The organism is Polaribacter sp. Q13, assembly GCF_016858305.2.
In the GTDB taxonomy this organism is placed as follows: Bacteria; Bacteroidota; Bacteroidia; order Flavobacteriales; family Flavobacteriaceae; genus Polaribacter.
On record NZ_CP074436.1, the window covers coordinates 362,666 to 381,392 of the forward strand.

12 protein-coding genes are annotated in these 18,727 nt (G+C 33.3%); all 12 read left to right on the plus strand.

Going from position 1 to position 18,727, the window contains the following annotated elements; all coding sequences use genetic code 11:
* Window positions 1–77 precede the first annotated feature (77 nt).
* Window positions 78–1,637, plus strand: a complete 1,560-nt coding sequence (locus tag JOP69_RS01540; protein ID WP_203393809.1) for an arylsulfatase — start codon at window positions 78–80, stop codon at window positions 1,635–1,637.
* 5 nt (window positions 1,638–1,642) lie between these two features.
* A complete protein-coding gene (locus tag JOP69_RS01545; RefSeq protein ID WP_203393810.1) occupies window positions 1,643–3,160 on the plus strand; it encodes a sulfatase in 1,518 nt (505 codons plus the stop codon).
* Window positions 3,161–3,211: 51 nt separating this feature from the next.
* Complete coding sequence (locus tag JOP69_RS01550) at window positions 3,212–4,810, plus strand: arylsulfatase (RefSeq protein ID WP_203393811.1); 1,599 nt, start codon at window positions 3,212–3,214, stop codon at window positions 4,808–4,810.
* Between the two features lie 30 nt (window positions 4,811–4,840).
* Window positions 4,841–6,391, plus strand: a complete 1,551-nt coding sequence (locus JOP69_RS01555) for an arylsulfatase (protein ID WP_203393812.1) — start codon at window positions 4,841–4,843, stop codon at window positions 6,389–6,391.
* Window positions 6,392–6,400: 9 nt separating this feature from the next.
* Window positions 6,401–7,963, plus strand: a complete 1,563-nt coding sequence (locus JOP69_RS01560; protein WP_203393813.1) for a sialate O-acetylesterase — start codon at window positions 6,401–6,403, stop codon at window positions 7,961–7,963.
* 36 nt (window positions 7,964–7,999) lie between these two features.
* Window positions 8,000–9,775 (plus strand): arylsulfatase, encoded by a 1,776-nt coding sequence (locus JOP69_RS01565; protein WP_252191219.1) that lies wholly within the window; start codon window positions 8,000–8,002, stop codon window positions 9,773–9,775.
* A 6-nt stretch (window positions 9,776–9,781) separates the two neighbouring features.
* Entirely contained in the window at window positions 9,782–11,275 is a 1,494-nt protein-coding gene (locus JOP69_RS01570; protein ID WP_203393815.1) for an arylsulfatase, read from the plus strand.
* Window positions 11,276–11,292: 17 nt separating this feature from the next.
* Window positions 11,293–12,924: a sulfatase-like hydrolase/transferase gene (locus tag JOP69_RS01575; RefSeq protein ID WP_203393816.1), complete on the plus strand. Its 1,632-nt coding sequence runs from the start codon at window positions 11,293–11,295 to the stop codon at window positions 12,922–12,924.
* Window positions 12,925–13,474: 550 nt separating this feature from the next.
* Window positions 13,475–15,145 carry a DUF4038 domain-containing protein gene (locus tag JOP69_RS01580; protein ID WP_252191160.1) on the plus strand — a complete coding sequence of 557 codons (1,671 nt, stop codon included), beginning with the start codon at window positions 13,475–13,477 and terminating at the stop codon, window positions 15,143–15,145.
* 78 nt (window positions 15,146–15,223) lie between these two features.
* Window positions 15,224–15,478, plus strand: coding sequence for a hypothetical protein (locus JOP69_RS01585; protein WP_203393817.1), 255 nt, complete (start codon window positions 15,224–15,226; stop codon window positions 15,476–15,478).
* Window positions 15,479–15,517: 39 nt separating this feature from the next.
* Window positions 15,518–17,098 carry an alpha-L-fucosidase gene (locus tag JOP69_RS01590; protein WP_203393818.1) on the plus strand — a complete coding sequence of 527 codons (1,581 nt, stop codon included), beginning with the start codon at window positions 15,518–15,520 and terminating at the stop codon, window positions 17,096–17,098.
* 17 nt (window positions 17,099–17,115) lie between these two features.
* Entirely contained in the window at window positions 17,116–18,681 is a 1,566-nt protein-coding gene (locus JOP69_RS01595) for a sulfatase (RefSeq protein ID WP_203393819.1), read from the plus strand.
* Window positions 18,682–18,727: the final 46 nt, after the last annotated feature.

An 18,727-nucleotide genomic window follows, 5' to 3' on the forward strand; every position in this document is an offset into this window, starting at 1 on the left:
ATTAGATGCAGGTATTTATATGCAACCATTTTTCCTAAAGCAAAATAATAAATAATAAACGTAAAAATTAAAAGTATATGAAACTGAATGTAAAAGTTGTTTCTAAATTAGTAATTGTATCTTTTATGATACTCACAAATATAGTTATTGGGCAAACTAATCATAAAAAACCCAACATTGTTTTAATTATGGCTGATGATATTGGTTTCTCTGATATTGGTGCTTATGGAGCAGAAATAGAAACGCCAAATATAGATAAGCTGGCAAGTGAAGGATTACGATTTACCACATTTTATAATATGGCAAAATGTGCAGCAACAAGATCATCACTCTTAACAGGTTTGTATAGTGGAGGTAACGGAGCGGTTCATTTAGCCAACTTAACAAAACAAGCGGGTTACACCAGTATGATGAGTGGTAAAGAGCATTTTAATAATTGGGTACCTGAGTATTGCAGATCACAAAATGCTTTTGATAAATCGTTACTTTTTTGGGCAACTACAGAGTATTATTTACCTCCATCTGGAGAATTTTCACAGAAATTCCTTTTAAACGGTAAAGAATTAAAACCGAGTGAAATTAAGCATGAAATTTCACCAATGTATAAAACAGATTTTATGACGGATTATGCATTGAATTGGTTAGATGAATCTTTCAAAGAAGAAAAGCCTTTCTTTTTGTATTTACCTTATCATGCCGGACATTATCCATTACAAGCAAGACCTGAGGATATTGAGAAATATAGAGGGAAGTATAAAAAAGGTTGGGATAAATTACGTGAAGAACGATACAAAAAAATGCTTGCCTTGGGCGTTATTTCTAAAGAACATAAGTTAAGTCCGCCAGAGAATAATTTAAACAAAAAAAGAGGTCCTTTTGTAAAGGATTATACCGATTATTACCCTTGGGAAGGTTTATCCGAAGCAAAAAAAGATTCTCTAGATTTAGAAATGTCTGTGTATGCTGCAATGATTGATAGAATGGATCAAAACATAGGTCGTGTTTTAGATAAATTAGAAAAAGAAGGCGCGCTAGAAAATACAATTATTCTTTTTTTAAGTGATAATGGGGCTTGTCCTTTTTATTCTAATAGAGTAAAAGATGTACAACCTGGGCCAGCAAATTCTTATTGGAGTTTGCGTACAACCTGGGCAAACTTAGCGAATACACCTTATAGACAATATAAGCAATCTGGAATGGAAGGCGGCAGTCATACGCCATTTATTGCCTATTGGCCAAAAAATATCAAACCCAATACGTTTACTGATCAACCAGGACATGTGGTGGATATTGCACCTACTTTTTTAGATATTCTAGGTATTGAATACCCAGAAACTATAAATGGTGTTGCTACAAAACCTTTACACGGAAGTTCTTTAATGCCAATTTTTAAAGGAGAACAACGTAAAGAACCCGATTTCTTTATTTCAGGAATTAATGGTTTTAAAATGTTTAGAAGTGGCGATTTTAAGATAGCACAAATGAACAAAGGAGAATGGGCATTGTATAATATTAAAAAAGATCCAACGGAGTTGGTTAATCTGGCAAGTACAAATCCAGAGAAAGTAAAAGAATTGGCTAATTATTACGCAAGAGCGCTTAAAGGAAAGAATTCAATAAAAAAGAATAAAAAATAGAAATCATGTATAAAATAATTAGAAATTTAATCGTTTTAGTAGGTTTTATTAGCCAAGTTTCTATGGCGCAAACCAAAAGACCAAATGTATTATTTGCAATAGCAGATGATATGTCGCACGCTAGTGCTTATGGATATCATTTTTTACAAACACCTAATTTTGATAAAGTAGCCAAAGAAGGATTGCTTTTTAATAATATGTTTACACCAAGTAGTAAATGTTCTCCTTCTAGAGCAGTTGTTGTTACAGGTAGAAATCCATGGCAAATAGAAAATGCAGCTAATTTAACACCTGTTTGGCCAGATAAATTTAAAAGTTTTATTGAAGTGATGGGTGAAAACGGATATACTACCGGTTTTACCGGAAAAGGTTGGGGACCAGGTATGTTTGAAAAAGGTAAAAAAAGAGAACTCACAGGTAAAGCATATAACGAAATCAAAAATAAAAATGTACCTGCTGCAGGTATTAATAAAATAGATTATGCTGAGAATTTTAAGGTTTTTATGGAAAATAAACCGAAGGATACGCCTTTTTTCTTTTGGTATGGTTGTAAAGAACCACATAGAAGTTATGAGTTTAAATCTGGAGTAAATAAAAATGGAAAAAAATTAGCTGATGTAGATTTTTATCCAACTTTTTGGGGAGATTCGGAAGATGTGAAACATGATATTTTAGATTATGCAGTAGAGGTAGAGCACTATGACAATCACTTAGGTAAAATGCTAGATTACTTAGCTAGTATAGGCGAATTAGAGAATACAATTATCATAGTAACTTCAGATAATGGAATGCCATTTCCGAGATATAAAGGGCATCCTTTTGATTTTGCTACAAGAGTTCCTTTTGCTGTAAAATGGCCATCTAAAATAGTAAAACCAGGTAGAGTTGTCAATGACTTTGCAAGTTTTATAGATATTGCGCCAACTATTTTTGAAATTTCAAATATTAAAGAAAAAGGTAGCGGAATGATAAAAATGGAAGGGAAAAGTTTGCTAGATATTTTTAATAATAAAGCGGATAAAAGTAGAGATATTGTAATAACAGGAAGGGAAAGAAATGACCCAAGTAGACCAAATGGTTGGGGATATCCTGTACGTAGTATTCATAATAAAGACTTTGTGTATTCTTATAATTTTCATCCAGAAAGATGGCCAAGTGGTACTCCTGATGCAGATTATAGAGATACAGATACTAGTCCAACTAAAAAATATACTAAAAACTTACCTAAAACGAGTTTGCCTTTTCAGTGGAATTACGGAAAAAGACCTCAGGAGGAATTATACGATTTAAAGAGAGACCCGGAATGTTTACATAATTTGGCATCAAACTCTAAATATGATCAAATTAAAAAGAAGCTTCATAAAGAACTTTTTTGCGAATTAGAAAAACAAAAAGACCCAAGAATGTCAGATAATGGAGATGTCTTTGATTCGTATGAAGGCGAGGCAAGAACTAAAAAATATTTATTATTGGTAGAGTGGTTTAAAACGGGTAAAAAACCAAAAGGAATTAAACCACAGTAAAAAAAACGAAAGATATTATAACGAGCAATCCGTTTTGAAAAATTATAGCATATGAAGTTTAAAATTATAAAATTAGTACTGTTTGTAGGGTTGCTAAGTCAAGTTGTTAACGCACAAACTAAACAACCCAACGTCATATTAATTATGGCAGATGATATGGGCTATTCTGATATCGGTTGTTATGGAGGTGAAGTAAAAACGCCAAATTTAGACGGATTAGCGAAAAACGGAGTACGTTTTAATCAATTTTATAATAACGCAAGATGTTGTCCAACCAGAGCTTCCATTTTAACAGGTCTTTATCCGCATCAAGCAGGTGTTGGCGGAATGGTTGGTAATGGTCATGGAGATTTAAGTGAAAAGGCAGTTACAATTGCTGAGGTTTTAAAATCAAACGGATATGCAACCTATATGACAGGTAAGTGGCATGTTGCAGACTCTTATACAAAAGAGGATATACACAATTGGCCAAAACAGAGAGGTTTTGATAAGTTTTTTGGAACCATACAAGGTGCAGGAAGTTATTTTGATCCCTTTACGATAAGCTATAATAATGAAAGCGTAGATTTAAAAACAACAGATAAGTTTTATTATACAGATGCAATTTCAGATTCTACAGTAACATTTTTAGATCAACATTTTAAAGAAAAAGCGAAGCAACCCTTTTTCTTTTATGTTGCTTATACAGCTCCACATTGGCCATTACATGCTTTAGAAAAGGATATTGAAAAATATGAAGGTGTTTACGATAAAGGATGGGATATTTTAAGAGAAGAGAGATTAAAAAGAATGAAAAAAATGGGAATTGTTCCCAATAACACCAAACTAAGTCCACGTGATCCTCGTGCAAAAGAATGGAGTTCTGTAGAAAATAAGGAATGGGAATTACAACGCATGAAAACTTATGCGGCCCAAGTAGATAATATGGATCAAGGTATTGGTAGAATTATAGATGAACTAAAAAAAGAAGGCGAATTTGAGAATACCTTAATTTTATTTTTATCTGATAATGGTGGGTGTATGGAAACTTTGAATGAAGTTGAAAAATATATTGATTCACGTGAATTGACTGTTACTTTGGATGGTGAAAAAGTTATCCCCAAAAATATTCCAAATCTTATGCCTGGGCCAGCTACAACATATCAAAGCTATGGCCCATCTTGGGCTAATTTAAGCAATACACCTTATCGAAAATATAAAAAATCTGGTCATCAAGGTGGGGTTGCTACTCCATTTATTATGCATTGGCCGAAAGGAATCAAAAATAAAAATGTTTTAAAAAAAGAGATTGCTAGTATTATTGATATCATGCCAACTATTGTAGATGTTACAAATGCAGCATATCCTGTAAATTATCATGGAAATAAAATTCAACCTATGGAAGGGCTAAGTTTGATAACTGTTGTTCATGATAAAAAATTAGACAGAGACGAGTGGTTTGTAGAGCATGGTACCAATAAAGGGTATAGAAAAGGAGATTGGAAAATTGCATATTCAAAAGATGGAGATGGAAAAAAATGGGAACTCTATAATTTAAAGAAAGACCCTACTGAATTGAATGATCTCGCATTGGTACATCCTCAGAAACTAAATACCATGAAAGAGAGATGGTATGAATGGGCTAAACGAGTAAAAGTAGTTCGTAAATAAAATTAAATATTGAAAAAAACTATAATAGAAATGAATAGAATTGAAATTTACTTAGTAACTCTAATTTTGATGGTTGGTTTTACAAATAATACTCAGGCACAAAAGAGCAAAAAACCGAATGTAATTGTTGTTTTAGCTGATGATATAGGGGTTGGTGATATTTCACATTATAGAAAATTACATAGCAATCATATTGTTTTAGAAACGCCACATATTGATAATTTAGCATCGCAAGGAATGATGTTTACGGATGCTCATGCTTCTGCAGCATTGTGCGCAACATCTCGATATTCAATTATGACCGGAAATAGCTGCTACAGAAGCACAGAACCTTGGGGTGTTTGGGGAGGTTATTCTCAATCTGCAATTCAAGATGACCAGCTGACTCTTGGAAGATTAATGCAGAAAGCAAATTACCAAACAGCATTCTTTGGAAAATGGCACTTGGGTACAGGTTTTCCTCAAAAAGATGATCCCAAAACTATATTTGTTCCAAAAAGAGGAAGCAAGGAAGCTCGTGCACCTGTTGATATTAGTAGAATTTTGCGTGGTCCAAAGCAATTCGGTTTCGATTATAGCCTTACTTTACCTGCCGGAATTCAGGGTATGCCTTATGCAATTTACGAAAACCATGATTGGTTACCACTTCGAAAAAACTCAACCATAAAAGTGATTGAGAAGGCATATATGACTAGTATTGGTGTAGACCACTTTAGTAGAGAAGGTTATGGAGATTCAAATTGGAATCCGAGTGAAATAGGACCTCTATTAGCAAATAAAGCTGTAGATTATATTGCAAAAAATGCGAATAAAAAGGATCCGTTTTTTATGTATTACTGTTCTCAAGCAGTTCACACACCACATGCAGCTCCTGTTGAACTTAATGGCGTAAAAATAAAAGGAACAACACCATCTAAACATATTGATATGATCAAAGAGTTAGATGTACAGGTAGGAATGCTTGTTGATGAACTAAAAGCTCAGGGCATTTATGAAAATACGGTTATTATTTTCACATCCGATAACGGAGGGTTACATACTGATGGAGATACTTGGAATGCTCACCATGAACCAAGTGACATCTATAGGGGTGCAAAAAATGATCCTTTTGAAGGTGGACACAGAGTCCCTTTTATAGTTGTTTGGCCAAATGTAGTAGAGAAAAACACGAGTAGCAATAAGCCTATCATTGGATTAGATATTATGGCAACTTTAGCCGGTATCACAAAACAAAAAATAGGTAAAAAGGTTGCTCAAGATTCTCATAATTTGGTTCCAGTATTTAAACAGATAAAAGGAGCTAAAACACATGATTTTTTAATGATACAAGGTGGTGCTAGGAAAGAATATGCAATTAATGATAAAGGTTGGAAGCTAATACTTCAAGTAAATAAAAAAACAAAAGATTATTTGACTGCTAAACCAGTTTCCTTATTTAATCTGAACGATAATATTACTGAAGATGATATGAAAGATTATATAAACAATCCTGCATATCAAGAAAAAGTTCAAGAACTATTAGAAAAGTATAAAAAAACTATTAAGAGTAAGGTTTATTTAGGGAACCATAAATTAAAATAAGTTACAATTATGAGAAAACAAACGATATTTATAACAATGCTTTGTTTATGCACTTTCATACTTCAGGCAGAAGTAAAAGTTGCCAATATTTTTGGAAGCAAAATGGTATTACAGCGTAATCAGAAAAACCCTATTTGGGGAACCGCATCTATCGGAGAAAAAATTAAAATTTCAATTGCAGGACAGACATACAAAACTGTTGCCAATAAAAATGGACAATGGCGTATAAAGCTGAATTCAATGAAAGCAGGTGGTCCATATACAATGATTATCAAAGGAACAAATAAAATCATTTTTAATGATATTCTTGTAGGTGAAGTTTGGATATGCACCGGACAATCTAATATGCAATGGAGTGTAGAGGACTCTAATCATTCTGAGTTAGAACTCTTAGCTGCCGATTATCCTGAAATACGTTTATTTACAATTCCTCTTGTTGCATCTTCTAAACCACAAACAGAAATAAGAGATTCAGTATGGCAGGCTTGTACACCAAAATCATTACCTAAGTTTTCGGCTGCTGGTTATTTCTTTGGAAAAAGATTGCATAAAATTTTAGGAGTTCCTATTGGTTTAATTAATGCTTCCTGGGGAGCTTCTTCCTTAGAAACCTGGATTCCGCGTGATGCGATAGAAGAAAAATACAAACATCCTGAATTCTTAGAAGATTGGGATTGGAGAATGACCCAGTTTACAGATAAGATGTTTAAAGATTATACAAAACAATATATCGCATGGGAAAATGCAGGGAAACCTGGAAAAAAAATGCGTCCACCAAGAGATATTCGAATTGGACAAAATGCACCAGCAAATGCTTATAATGGTGTTATCAATCCTGTAATTGGTTATGGAATAAAAGGTTCTATCTGGTGTCAGGGTGAAGGAAACCTTGGACGTGGTGATCAATACAGCGAACTTTTTCCAATTATGATAAACTCTTGGAGAGAACGCTGGGGGCAAGGGGACTTCCCTTTCTACTGGATTCAAATAGCAAGTATGAAAGAACCAGATTTAGAACCAAAAACGAGTTCATGGGCTGAACTACGCGAAGGAATGTCCAAAACCCTTTCCTTACCCAATACAGGAGAAGTAATATCCATGGATGTGGGAGAAGGAAACTTTATTCACTATCGCAACAAGCAAGAAATGGGTAACCGTTTGTCTCGATTAGCTTTAGATGAAGCATATGGATATGATATAGAAGGTAAAAGCCCACGTTATAAGTCGATGGAGATTAAAGGAAATAAAATAATTATTACGTTTAATAATATAGACCAAGGTTTATATGCTTTTGATACCAATACTATTAAAGGATTTTCTATTGCCGGAGCAGATCAAAAGTTTGTTTGGGCAGAAGCTAAAATAATTGATAAAAATAAAGTAGAAATCTATGCTGATAAAATTCAAAAACCTGTTGCAGTCCGTTATGCTTGGTCAGACATGCCTAACGCTAATCTTTTTGATAAAAATGATTTACCTGTGGCTTGTTTTAGGACAGATGCTTGGCCTATAGCCTCAGAAGGTAAATATTTATCACCAAGAAGATATGAATACAATAACACTAAAAAATAAGAAATAATGTTCAATAAATTCTTTTATTTCATTTTAATGGTCCAATTTTTTACAATTGGAACAGCACAAGTTAAAAAAAAACCTAATGTAATTTTAATTATCACAGATGATCAGGGTTATGGCGATATTGGAGCCCTGGGGAACAGGATTATTAAGACCCCCCACATGGATAAACTCCATGACATTGGAATACGCTTTACCAATTACCATGCAGGTACTACTTGTGCACCTAGTCGTTCTGGTTTAATGAGTGGAGCTGAAGGAAACCGTGCAGGCGTTTGGCACACTATCGGAGGATGCAGTATAATGAGGGAGAAATTCACTATTATGCCACAAATATTCAAGCAAAATGGGTATTCAACAGCGATGTTTGGAAAATGGCATTTGGGGGATTCATATCCATACAAGCCAGAAGATCGTGGTTTTGATGAAACAGTAGTACATGGTGGAGGTGGAGTAGGGCAAACACCAGATTTTTGGGATAACGATTATTTCGATGACACCTATTGGCACAACGGTACTCCTCAAAAATATAAGGGCTATTGCACCGATGTATTTTTCTCTGAGGCCATCGATTTTATTGAAACTAAAAAAGACGAACCATTCTTTGTATACTTGTCAACCAATGCGCCACATGGCCCGTATAACGTTCCCAAAGAATATTATGACCTGTATAAAAAGGATACCGAATTAAATGAATTGCAGAAAGCTTATTTTGGTATGATTACCAATATCGATGATAACATTGGAATTCTTGAGAAAAAGCTAGAAGAACTAGGCATAAAAGACAATACCATTTTAATTTTTACTACGGATAATGGTGCTGCTTACCAAACCGTAAAAGATGGGAAAAGTAAATATGTGTACAATGCAGGAATGAAAGGTTTTAAAGGGTCTGCTTACGAAGGAGGACATAGAGTTCCTTTCTTTATTCATTGGAAGGATGGTAAAATAGAGGGCGGTTATGATGTAAATGAACTCGCTATGAATTTTGATATTTTACCTACATTAATTGGTTTATGTGGATTAAATAATGATCCTAATTCAGGACGAGATGGACGCGACCTTTCTCCTTTAATTAAACAAGAAGTAAAAGACTGGCCAAAACGTTATTGTGTGGTCGATAACAACAGAATTCAACAGCCAGAAAAATGGCGTTCTTCTGCTGTAATGGAGAATGATTGGCGCCTAATTAATGGAAAAAAATTATATAACTTAAGCAGTGATCCGGGTCAAGAAACGGATATCGCAAATAAAAATCCACAAAAAGTAGAAGAAATGCGTGATGCTTACGAGCAATGGTGGGCATATACCTCTCGCGATTTTGGACACTATGAGGCTTACCCAGTTGGAGTACCAAATATTAAGGAAACGACCATTACAGCACACGACTTACACACTTTTGACGAGGTGACTTGGGATCAATCCTACATTAGAGACCCATACAGTAGCAAAAAGCCAGCATTAGGTACCGGTTATTGGATGATTGATGTACAAGAGGAAGGTGAATATGAAATTGAGTTAAGAAGATGGCCACACGAATCTAATTTAGGATTTAGTGCTGCCGTGCCACAATTAGGAGTAGAATCTTCTTGGTATGATATAAAACCAGCAGGTGTAAAACTAGAGGTTGAAAAAGTAATACTAGACATTGAAGGTATTCATATGGAGAGAAAAGTAGATATGCAAAAAAAGGAAGTAAAATTCAAGGCATATTTATCAGAAGGAAGACAGCATCTTGAAGCCAATTTTATAGGAGAAGACCAAAAGAAGTTTGCTGCTTTTTATGTGTACATCAAAAAGTTAAAATAGAAAGAAATGAATAAAATACTATTAGTATCCTTAATTGTAGTTCTCTTTACCGAAACTAAGCTCACTGCCCAAAATAAACCAAATATAGTTGTTATTATGGCAGATGATATTGGTGTGGGAGATATTGGCTTTTATCACAATCAACGAACAGGAAAAAAACCTATTGTACCAACTCCTAATATAGATAAATTAATTGATCAAGGGATGCGATTTTCTGATGCGCACTCACCTTCATCACTTTGTGCACCAACTCGATTTTCTATGTTAACCGGTAATTTTTCATATAGAAATGAAAAAGGACCTTGGGGTGTTTGGGGTCCAGATAGGGATGCCGGAATAGAACCTAAATTTACTACCGTAGCACGTATAGCAAAACAAGGAGGATATAATACTGCCTTTTTTGGGAAATGGGGTCTTGGAGGAGATTGGGATTCTAAACCAAAAACGGTTTCAGGTTATGAAAAAGTTGACAAGGGAGCTGGTTATTATGGTTTTGATTATTCTGTTGCCTTGCCAGAAGGGATACAGAATGTACCTTTTGCTTTTTATAAAAATGGAAAATTCATGAAGCTACAAGAAGATTCAAAAATGACTCGGGTTTCTTATGAACAGCTAAAGCTTAAAAATGAGAAAAAAAGAATAAAAGGAGGTAGTGTGGCAGATTCTAATTGGGAACCTTCAGAAGCAGGACCCATTTTAGTGAATGAAGCTGTAAATTATATTCATAAACAAGCAAACAATAAGAAACCGTTTTATTTGTATTACTGCAGTCAAGCAGTTCATGTTCCGCATGCACCTACCGCTACATTAAATGGACAAAAAATTGCAGGTGCAACTTTAGGAACACACGGAGATATGATTGTAGAGTTAGATGTGCAGGTTGGGATGTTAGTAGCATCTTTAAAAAAGAATGGATTGTATGATAATACGTTGTTTGTGTTTACATCAGATAACGGAGGCTTAAACGAAAATAAGTTACTTGTAGACGCAGGGCATAATTCTAGCAATCAATTTAGAGGTAAAAAAGGAGCTATTTACGAAGGAGGTCACCGTATTCCGTTTGTAGCAGTTTGGCCTGGTAAAATTAAACCGAATAGCCAATCTAATGTTGCTGTTTTTGGGCAGGATATGGTAGCAACTATTGCTTCTGTTGTAGGAGTTTCTGTGGATAGAACTAAAATAATAGATTCAGCCAATCTGCTACCTATTTTTACAAAAGGGAAAAAGAAAGCGCTTCATAAATACTTAATGCATGCTTCGCAAGAAGCTGGAGGTCCATTTTACGCCATACGTGAAGGTAATTGGAAATTAATAATGAAAGGTGAAAGTATGAAGGTTTTAGGAGAGCTTAATCCAATAGAATTGTACAATCTTAAAGATAATGAAACTGAAGATTTTACAAAAAACTTAATTAATAACCCAAAACAAGCTAAGCGAATTGAACAGATGAAAGCAAGCTATTTAGCACTTCGTTCAAATAAGGCTTCTACATTATTTTAGAATTAAAAAAATATCAAATGAAAAAATTACTATTAATAACAGTACTAGCCTTGTATGCTTTTGCAGCAAGTGCTCAAAAAAAACCAAATATAATTTTTATTCTAACGGACGATCAATCCTATGGAATGATGGGGTGTACCGGGAATGAAACAATACAAACACCAAACCTTGATAAATTGGCAGGAGAAAGTGTTCTTTTTACTAATGCACATGTAACTAGTGCTATATGTACGCCTAGTAGAGTTTCTATTTTATTAGGACAATATGAGCGAAAACATAGTGTAAATTTTAATTCAGCTACAGCTGTTTCAGAAGAAGCTTGGGCTGAATCTTACCCTGTATTAATGCGTAAAGCAGGATATTATACAGCTTACATTGGTAAAAACCATTCGCCAATTGGTACCTTAGGTTATGAAAGCGGATTGGCAGAAAAAAGTTATGATTATTGGTACGCTAGTCATGGTGGTGTTTATTTTTATCCGAAGGAAAGACATAAAATATATGAAGATGCTATTGCAGAAACACAAGTTGAAGTTTTAGAAGAAGGTGTAGATCAATTTTTAGATCCTAATGCAAGAAGATTAAAAGGAGCAATTAGCTTTTTAGATAATCGCCCTGCGGATAAGCCATTTTTATTAAACTTAATGTTTAATATACCACATGGAGCAACCACATCTACTATGAAATTAAGAGAAACAGATGATGCTATATACCGCACATTATATCGTGACCTTGATATACCATTACCGGATAACTATATTGCTAAAGCAGATATAAAAACACCTAAATTACCAGCAGAATTGCTACATGCTAGCGACCGCCAAATGGGGTATAATTATGTTGATACGCCTGCTACAGAAAGAGAAAGATATATTCGTCAAATACAGTGTATAACAGGGATAGATCGTTTAGTGGGGAAACTTAGAAAGCAATTAAAAGAGATGAAATTAGATAAAAACACGATTATTATTTTTACTTCAGATCATGGTTTATTTATGGGGGAACAAGGTTTGGGAGGAAAGGCATTGTGTTACGAGAAAACAACTCATGTACCAATGTTTATATACAATCCAAAGCAGAAAAAAGGGTATAAAAGTGATGCTTTGGTACAAACTATAGATATTGCACCAACTTTATTATCTCTAGCTGGCGCACCTATTCCAGAAGCATTTCAGGGGAAAGATCTTTCCGGTTTTATAAATGGAAATACAAAAGAAGTTCGTGATTACGTGTATACAGAAAATTTATGGTCTACTAAATTTGGGAACCCAAGATGTGAAGCTGTTCAAACTAAAGAATGGAAATATATTCGGTATTATCAAAACAATAATATTTCGGCAGCAAAATCTGTAGAATATTCAAAGGAATATAAGGTGTCTCAGCGCATTATGCTATATGAAGTGCACCCAAGTCAATTTGCAGTGTATCGTAATTTTATTGAAGGACCTTTAGAGGGAGAGAAACCGGTGTATGAAGAATTATATCATTTAACAAAAGATCCAAACGAATTACATAACTTAATTAATGAACCTAAGCATACATCAATTCTAAATGAATTAAAAGCTGCTTGGAAAGTTGAAATTAAGAATGCTCGTGGAACAGGGAAACCTAAGGTTCGAATTTATACCAATATAAAATCGCCTGTATAAACATCTTTTAAATTATAAAAAATATAAATTTTTGAACTAAAAAATAAAGGTTAGAGCGTTAGTTAATATGTATTAAAAACAGCATTTTTATGCTGTTTTTAATGTGTATTAGATTCCCTAATTATAGTTAATCAATCAACAAATAAAGTTTTGAAACCAACTATACAGTAATTTTTTTTATTATAATTAATGAAGTTAAAGTAGAATTGGGTTTCATTATTTTACATTGTTTAAAAATTCAATTAAAACGGTGAGGGTGCTGTGGTATTGCATTATGCAACAGATTCAGAAAATATATTGAAGTTCAAGGAACACTAGAAACTTGAAATTCAACTTACGGATACAAAAGATAACACAAAAGTATTCGGTAGTAAATGGAAAAATATAGTAGTGTTGCATCCTAATGCGGGTACGGACTGAATTATAGCATTTACGAGTCTAAAATAAAAGAGTATCCAAAAGCAGTAAAAATTAGAAAAGTATTATAGAAAAAAGTTATTTAAAAGAATAAGAGTTTTCAAAAAATAAGAACCGCTAAAACACCATTTATATGACGTTAAAAATTATTACATTAATTACTGTTTTATTAGTGACACAAATTGGCTTTTCACAAATAAAGGTCTATGATAAACCTAAATCAAATAAAACAATTCAATCGGTTCAATGGGAGGTAAATGATTTGATTTATCATACAAAAAAGTCCATTGAAAAACCATTTTCAAAAAAAGTTTTTGCCATTGTAAAAAGTGAAAAAGAAGAACAAAAAGTGCCGTTGTTTTACAATGGAAATAACGAATGGGTTTTTAGATATTCAAGTTCAACAACCGGAAAAAAAACGTTTGTCATTACTTCTGAAATAAAAGAACTGAATGGAAAAAAGGGGGGATTTAATTTCACGGAGAATAAGAAAAAAGAGCGTCATGGTGGTATTGTAAAAAATAAAGAAGATTTGAGACATTTTTATTATGAAGATGGTTCTCATTATTTTAATCTAGCTTTTGAATGTGATTGGTTGTTTGCTTTGGATTATGGTAACAAAGATATTTCAAAAACCGAACATCTATTGGGTTTGATTAATGAAAATAAATTCAATCAAATTGTAATGAATGTGTATGCTTATGATCCAGATTTAGATTGGGTTAAAGATGAACGACTAAAAGAAAATCCTCAGCATAATTATGGTGCTCGAGAAGATATATTTCCGTTTTTAGGTTCTAACTCTAAACCAGATTATAGTAGTTTAAACGTAAATTTCTTTAAACATTTTGATAAAGTAATTGCTGAAATGCACAATAAAGAAATTGTAAGTCATTTAATGATTTATGTTTGGAACAAGCGTGTAGCATGGCCAAAAGCAGGTTCGGAAGCAGGTAATATGTATTACGATCATGTAATAAAACGTTACCAAGCATTTCCAAATATTATTTGGGATGTTTCAAAAGAAGCAGCTTCAAGTATTGCTATTGCTCAGAATAAAAACATAGTTCAACATCTTGAAGAGCGTATTGTTCGTACTCGAAAATTAGATGCTTTTAATCGATTATTATCTGTTCATGATTATGGTTTTTGTAAAACGCATAAAGAGGATGTCGATTTTATTTCTACGCAAGATTGGAAACTTACAATTCATCAGAGTATGTTAAAAGCATATAACCAATTTCCGAATAAACCTGTATTTAATATTGAACACGGCGGATATGAAGAATCTCCTTATAACGTTTTTCCTGGTGGATATAGCAATGCAGAAATGTGTTTAAAAAGAAATTATTTATGTCTGTTTGCAGGAACGTATACCACTTATTATTGGCAAGGAACCTCTTGGAATGCGATTATTCATAATCCGTTTGAACAGCCAGATGATTTTATAAAACCACACTTTGAATATTTTAAATATATGAGAAAGTTAATGGACAAAGTAGGTTATGAGAATTTTGAACCCGTAACAAAATACAATGTAAGATCTTATAATTTAACAGATATTAAAAATGGAACCATCATGTTGTATATTCCTAAAGAAGTTCATTTTGACGATGTAGAGCGTCAACTTAAAGCAGAATTTAATTATAAAGATGCTACAAAACAATGGTTTAATACACTTACAGGAGAGTTTACCAAAGAAGAAAAATTAGTATTTAAACACAAATACGGATTTTGGGATTATAGACCTTGGAGAAATAAAGCAGATGCCATTCTTATTATAAGTAACTTAAAGAAAATTTAGAAATTGCAGTTTTTTTTGCTAGGTACAAATAGCGAAACGAGTAAAAGTAGAAATTACTTAGAACTAAAAATAAAACAAATGAAAACGAGACTTTTTATACTTATAACTTTAATAAATATTCAGTTTGTTTTATCACAAAAGAACATTGGTGTAGAAACTTGGTCTTTTAATAATTTTACTTTCGAAGAAACTTTAAGTAAAATGGAGACGGTAAATATTAGCACTTTAGAGATGTATCCTAAACAAGTGTTTAGCGCAACAGATAAATCTTTAACGACTTATAAAAAGCCAAAAGAAAAACTAAAAAAGATGCTAAATAAATATATAATCTAGCATTTTTAAAAAAGCACATTAACTAACTATAAAAGCGGAATGAAAGTATTAAAATTTATCTTTTTTGCCTGTATTATAAGTCAATTTACCTCATGTAAAAATAATTCCGAAGGAAAAGTAAAGGAGGACGTTGTACAGGATACGACACTATTTAACAGTTCAGATGCGTCTTTGGTGAATTACGAAATTCCAGAATGGTATAAAGATGCTAAAATAGGCTATTGGGCTACTTGGGGCGTGTATTCTGTACCTGCCTATGCTGGAGATCATGCTGCAGAATGGTATGGCAGATGGATGTATACTGTTGATGACGGTTCTGGAGAAAAAAAAGGAAAAACATTTGATCAAAGAGGTTTAAAAACCGCAGCATTTCATAAAGAAAAATATGGAGATCCAGCTGTTTTTGGTTACAAAGACTTTATTCCGATGTTTAAGGCAGAAAAATGGAATGCCGATGAATGGGCAAATTTATTTGAAGAAGGTGGCGCTAAATTTTTTGTTTTTATGGCGATGCATCATGATAATTTTTGTTTGTGGGATTCAGAGACTCAACCCTACAATTCCGTTAAAATGGGGCCGAAAAGAGATTTTACTGCAGAAATGAAAATTGCAGTGAAGAAAAAAGGGATGCATTTTGGAGTTTCTAACCATTCTGCTTGGAATGGTAGTTTTTTTGAATACAATCACATCAATGGTTTTGATGGTTTAAAGAAAGAAAATCAAGGTTTGTATGGTACCGGAAAAGTTGATTCATTAGCGATAGATCGCTGGTGGAAAACTACTATTGAATTGGCAGATAAATACCAACCAGATTTATACTATTTTGATTGGGGATGGAATTTAAAACCTTTTCAAGAAAAGCATCGAAGAAAATTTTTAACGCATTATTATAACAAAGCTTTAGAATGGGGGAAAGGAAAGTATCCTGCTCCAAATGTTGTTGTAAACTATAAAAACAGAGCAAAGTTACCTGTAGGATCTGCTGTTTTAGATTTAGAACGTGGTGGTATGAAAGAAATAGAGAAAGAATTGTGGCAAAATGATACTTCATTGGGGTTAAAAAGTTGGTCTTATGCAATGGATGAAGAGTACCGTTCTGCAAATCAAGTGGTAGATATGTTGATGGATATTATTAGTAAAAATGGTGTTTTATTACTGAATATTGGTCCCAAAGCAGATGGTAGTATTCCGCATGAAGCTGCTATCCCAATAAAAGAAATAGGAGCATGGTTAAAAATTAATGGTGAAGCAGTTTACGCAACCAGACCATGGGAAATATTTGGAGAAGGACCAACGGTACCTAATGAGAAAATGCACGGAGATCAAGTGGAATATACATCCAAAGACATTCGTTTTACAAAAAGTAAGGATGATAAAAATTTATTTGTTACATTTTTAGGTTGGCCTTCCAATGATGCGATTGTTACTTCTTTAAAATCTGAAATAATTGATTTAACTTCCTTAGAAAAAGTTACCTTGTTGTCAAATAATGAAGCAATTAAATGGAATCAAAAAACAGATGGATTGCATTTTTATTTACCTCAGAAAATTGATAAAAATGATTCTGCATATGCTTTAAAATTAGAGTTTAAGGAAACAGTACCACAGTTTAGAAAATAATGAAATAAATGATATTTATGAACTATAATAGTAATTATTTAAAATTGGGATTTCTTTTCCTATTCGTATTCTTTTTTACAGGAATAAAAGCACAAAATAAAGCAGTAAAAACGCCAAATGTAATTGTTATTCTTGCTGATGATATTGGGTATGCAGATGTAGGATTTCAAGAAAATACTTCACTTGGTATTCAAACTCCAAATTTAGATAAGTTAGCAAAAAAAGGTATCGTTTTTAGTAATGCATATGCCTCTGCTGCTGTTTGCAGTAATTCTAGATTAGGCCTTTCTACAGGTCGTTATCAACAAAGATGGGGAGCTTACTATTATGGTCAGGGAGGATTGCCAAGCAACGAATTTACTATTGCAGAAATGATGCAAGAAGCCGGATACAAAACCATGAAGGTTGGGAAGACTCATTTAAACGGTGGGCCAAAATCAGATCCTATGAAACATGGATTTGATCATTGGTTAGGCTTTAAAAGTCATTCATATGATTATTTCTTGTTGAGTCAAAAAGATGTTGATGCTTACAATAAAAAATCTCCGGGAAGTGCTGCAAAAGCAAAAATGATACCTTTTGGGCCTTTAATTCGCGATAGTAAAACAGTAGAATCGTATGAGAATACAAACACCACAGAAGTGTTTACAAATGAGTCTGTTAAATTTATTGAAAGTGCCAATGAAAAACCTTTTTATCTGCAATTAGAATACAACGCGTTGCATACACCGTTATACAAAGCACCGGAAGCAATGCGCGAAAAGTATGCAATTCCGGCTCGTTCTTTTAATAGAGATGATAAAGTTTGGGAATATCCACATTGGGATCCAATTATTGAACCTGATTACTCTAAATGGTATAGTGAAACCTGTCATTTAGGAATTGCAGATCCTTATGGGCGTAAAATTTATTTAGCACATTTGGAATATATGGATATGATGATTGGTAAAATTGTAAAGGCTTTAAAAAAGAAAGGAATTTTAGATAATACCATTATTGTTTTTTCTTCGGATAATGGCGGGTCAAACCAATCTTATGCAAATAATTTACCAATTAATTCATACAAATATTGTTTGATGGATGGAGGAATTAAAGTTCCTATGTTTATACATTGGCCAAATGGAATCGCTAAAAATAAAAAAGTAGATGCACTTATTACGCATCGCGATTTATATGCGAGTCTTTCTGAATTAACAGGAATAGCTCCTAAAAAGAAGTTAGACGGTAAGAGTCTTTTTCCGTTGTTTAAAGGGGGTGAAAAAGAAATACATAACGAACCTTTATTTTGGGATTCTGGTGATAAAGAAAAAAATTGGGTAGTGCGTTCTAACAATTGGAAATTAGTTTATAGAAACGAATCTAAAAACTATGCTTCTTATGTTTTGGATAAAAAAGGATTGGTTACAGGACTAACTGAAGAGCCTATTCCTGCTGGTTATCAACTTTATGATTTAAATAAAGATCCTTATGAAACACAAAATATAGCAAGTGTAAATACAGCAAAAGTAGCTGAAATGAAAAAGCTATATACCGATTGGCGAGCGCAAATGGGGAAACCAATTAGAGGTAGTAAAGCGAAATAAATGTATTTAATTAAGCATGTTAAAGGGGGGCATTTTAAGATATCGA

Excerpts from the sequence above, each read along its gene's own strand:
- JOP69_RS01540 (WP_203393809.1), top strand. The coding sequence starts at position 78 with ATGAAACTGAATGTAAAAGTTGTTTCTAAATTAGTAATTGTATCTTTT.
- JOP69_RS01545 (WP_203393810.1), top strand. The coding sequence starts at position 1,643 with ATGTATAAAATAATTAGAAATTTAATCGTTTTAGTAGGTTTTATTAGC.
- JOP69_RS01550 (WP_203393811.1), top strand. The coding sequence starts at position 3,212 with ATGAAGTTTAAAATTATAAAATTAGTACTGTTTGTAGGGTTGCTAAGT.
- JOP69_RS01555 (WP_203393812.1), top strand. The coding sequence starts at position 4,841 with ATGAATAGAATTGAAATTTACTTAGTAACTCTAATTTTGATGGTTGGT.
- JOP69_RS01560 (WP_203393813.1), top strand. The coding sequence starts at position 6,401 with ATGAGAAAACAAACGATATTTATAACAATGCTTTGTTTATGCACTTTC.
- JOP69_RS01565 (WP_252191219.1), top strand. The coding sequence starts at position 8,000 with ATGGTCCAATTTTTTACAATTGGAACAGCACAAGTTAAAAAAAAACCT.
- JOP69_RS01570 (WP_203393815.1), top strand. The coding sequence starts at position 9,782 with ATGAATAAAATACTATTAGTATCCTTAATTGTAGTTCTCTTTACCGAA.
- JOP69_RS01575 (WP_203393816.1), top strand. The coding sequence starts at position 11,293 with ATGAAAAAATTACTATTAATAACAGTACTAGCCTTGTATGCTTTTGCA.
- JOP69_RS01580 (WP_252191160.1), top strand. The coding sequence starts at position 13,475 with ATGACGTTAAAAATTATTACATTAATTACTGTTTTATTAGTGACACAA.
- JOP69_RS01585 (WP_203393817.1), top strand. The coding sequence starts at position 15,224 with ATGAAAACGAGACTTTTTATACTTATAACTTTAATAAATATTCAGTTT.
- JOP69_RS01590 (WP_203393818.1), top strand. The coding sequence starts at position 15,518 with ATGAAAGTATTAAAATTTATCTTTTTTGCCTGTATTATAAGTCAATTT.
- JOP69_RS01595 (WP_203393819.1), top strand. The coding sequence starts at position 17,116 with ATGAACTATAATAGTAATTATTTAAAATTGGGATTTCTTTTCCTATTC.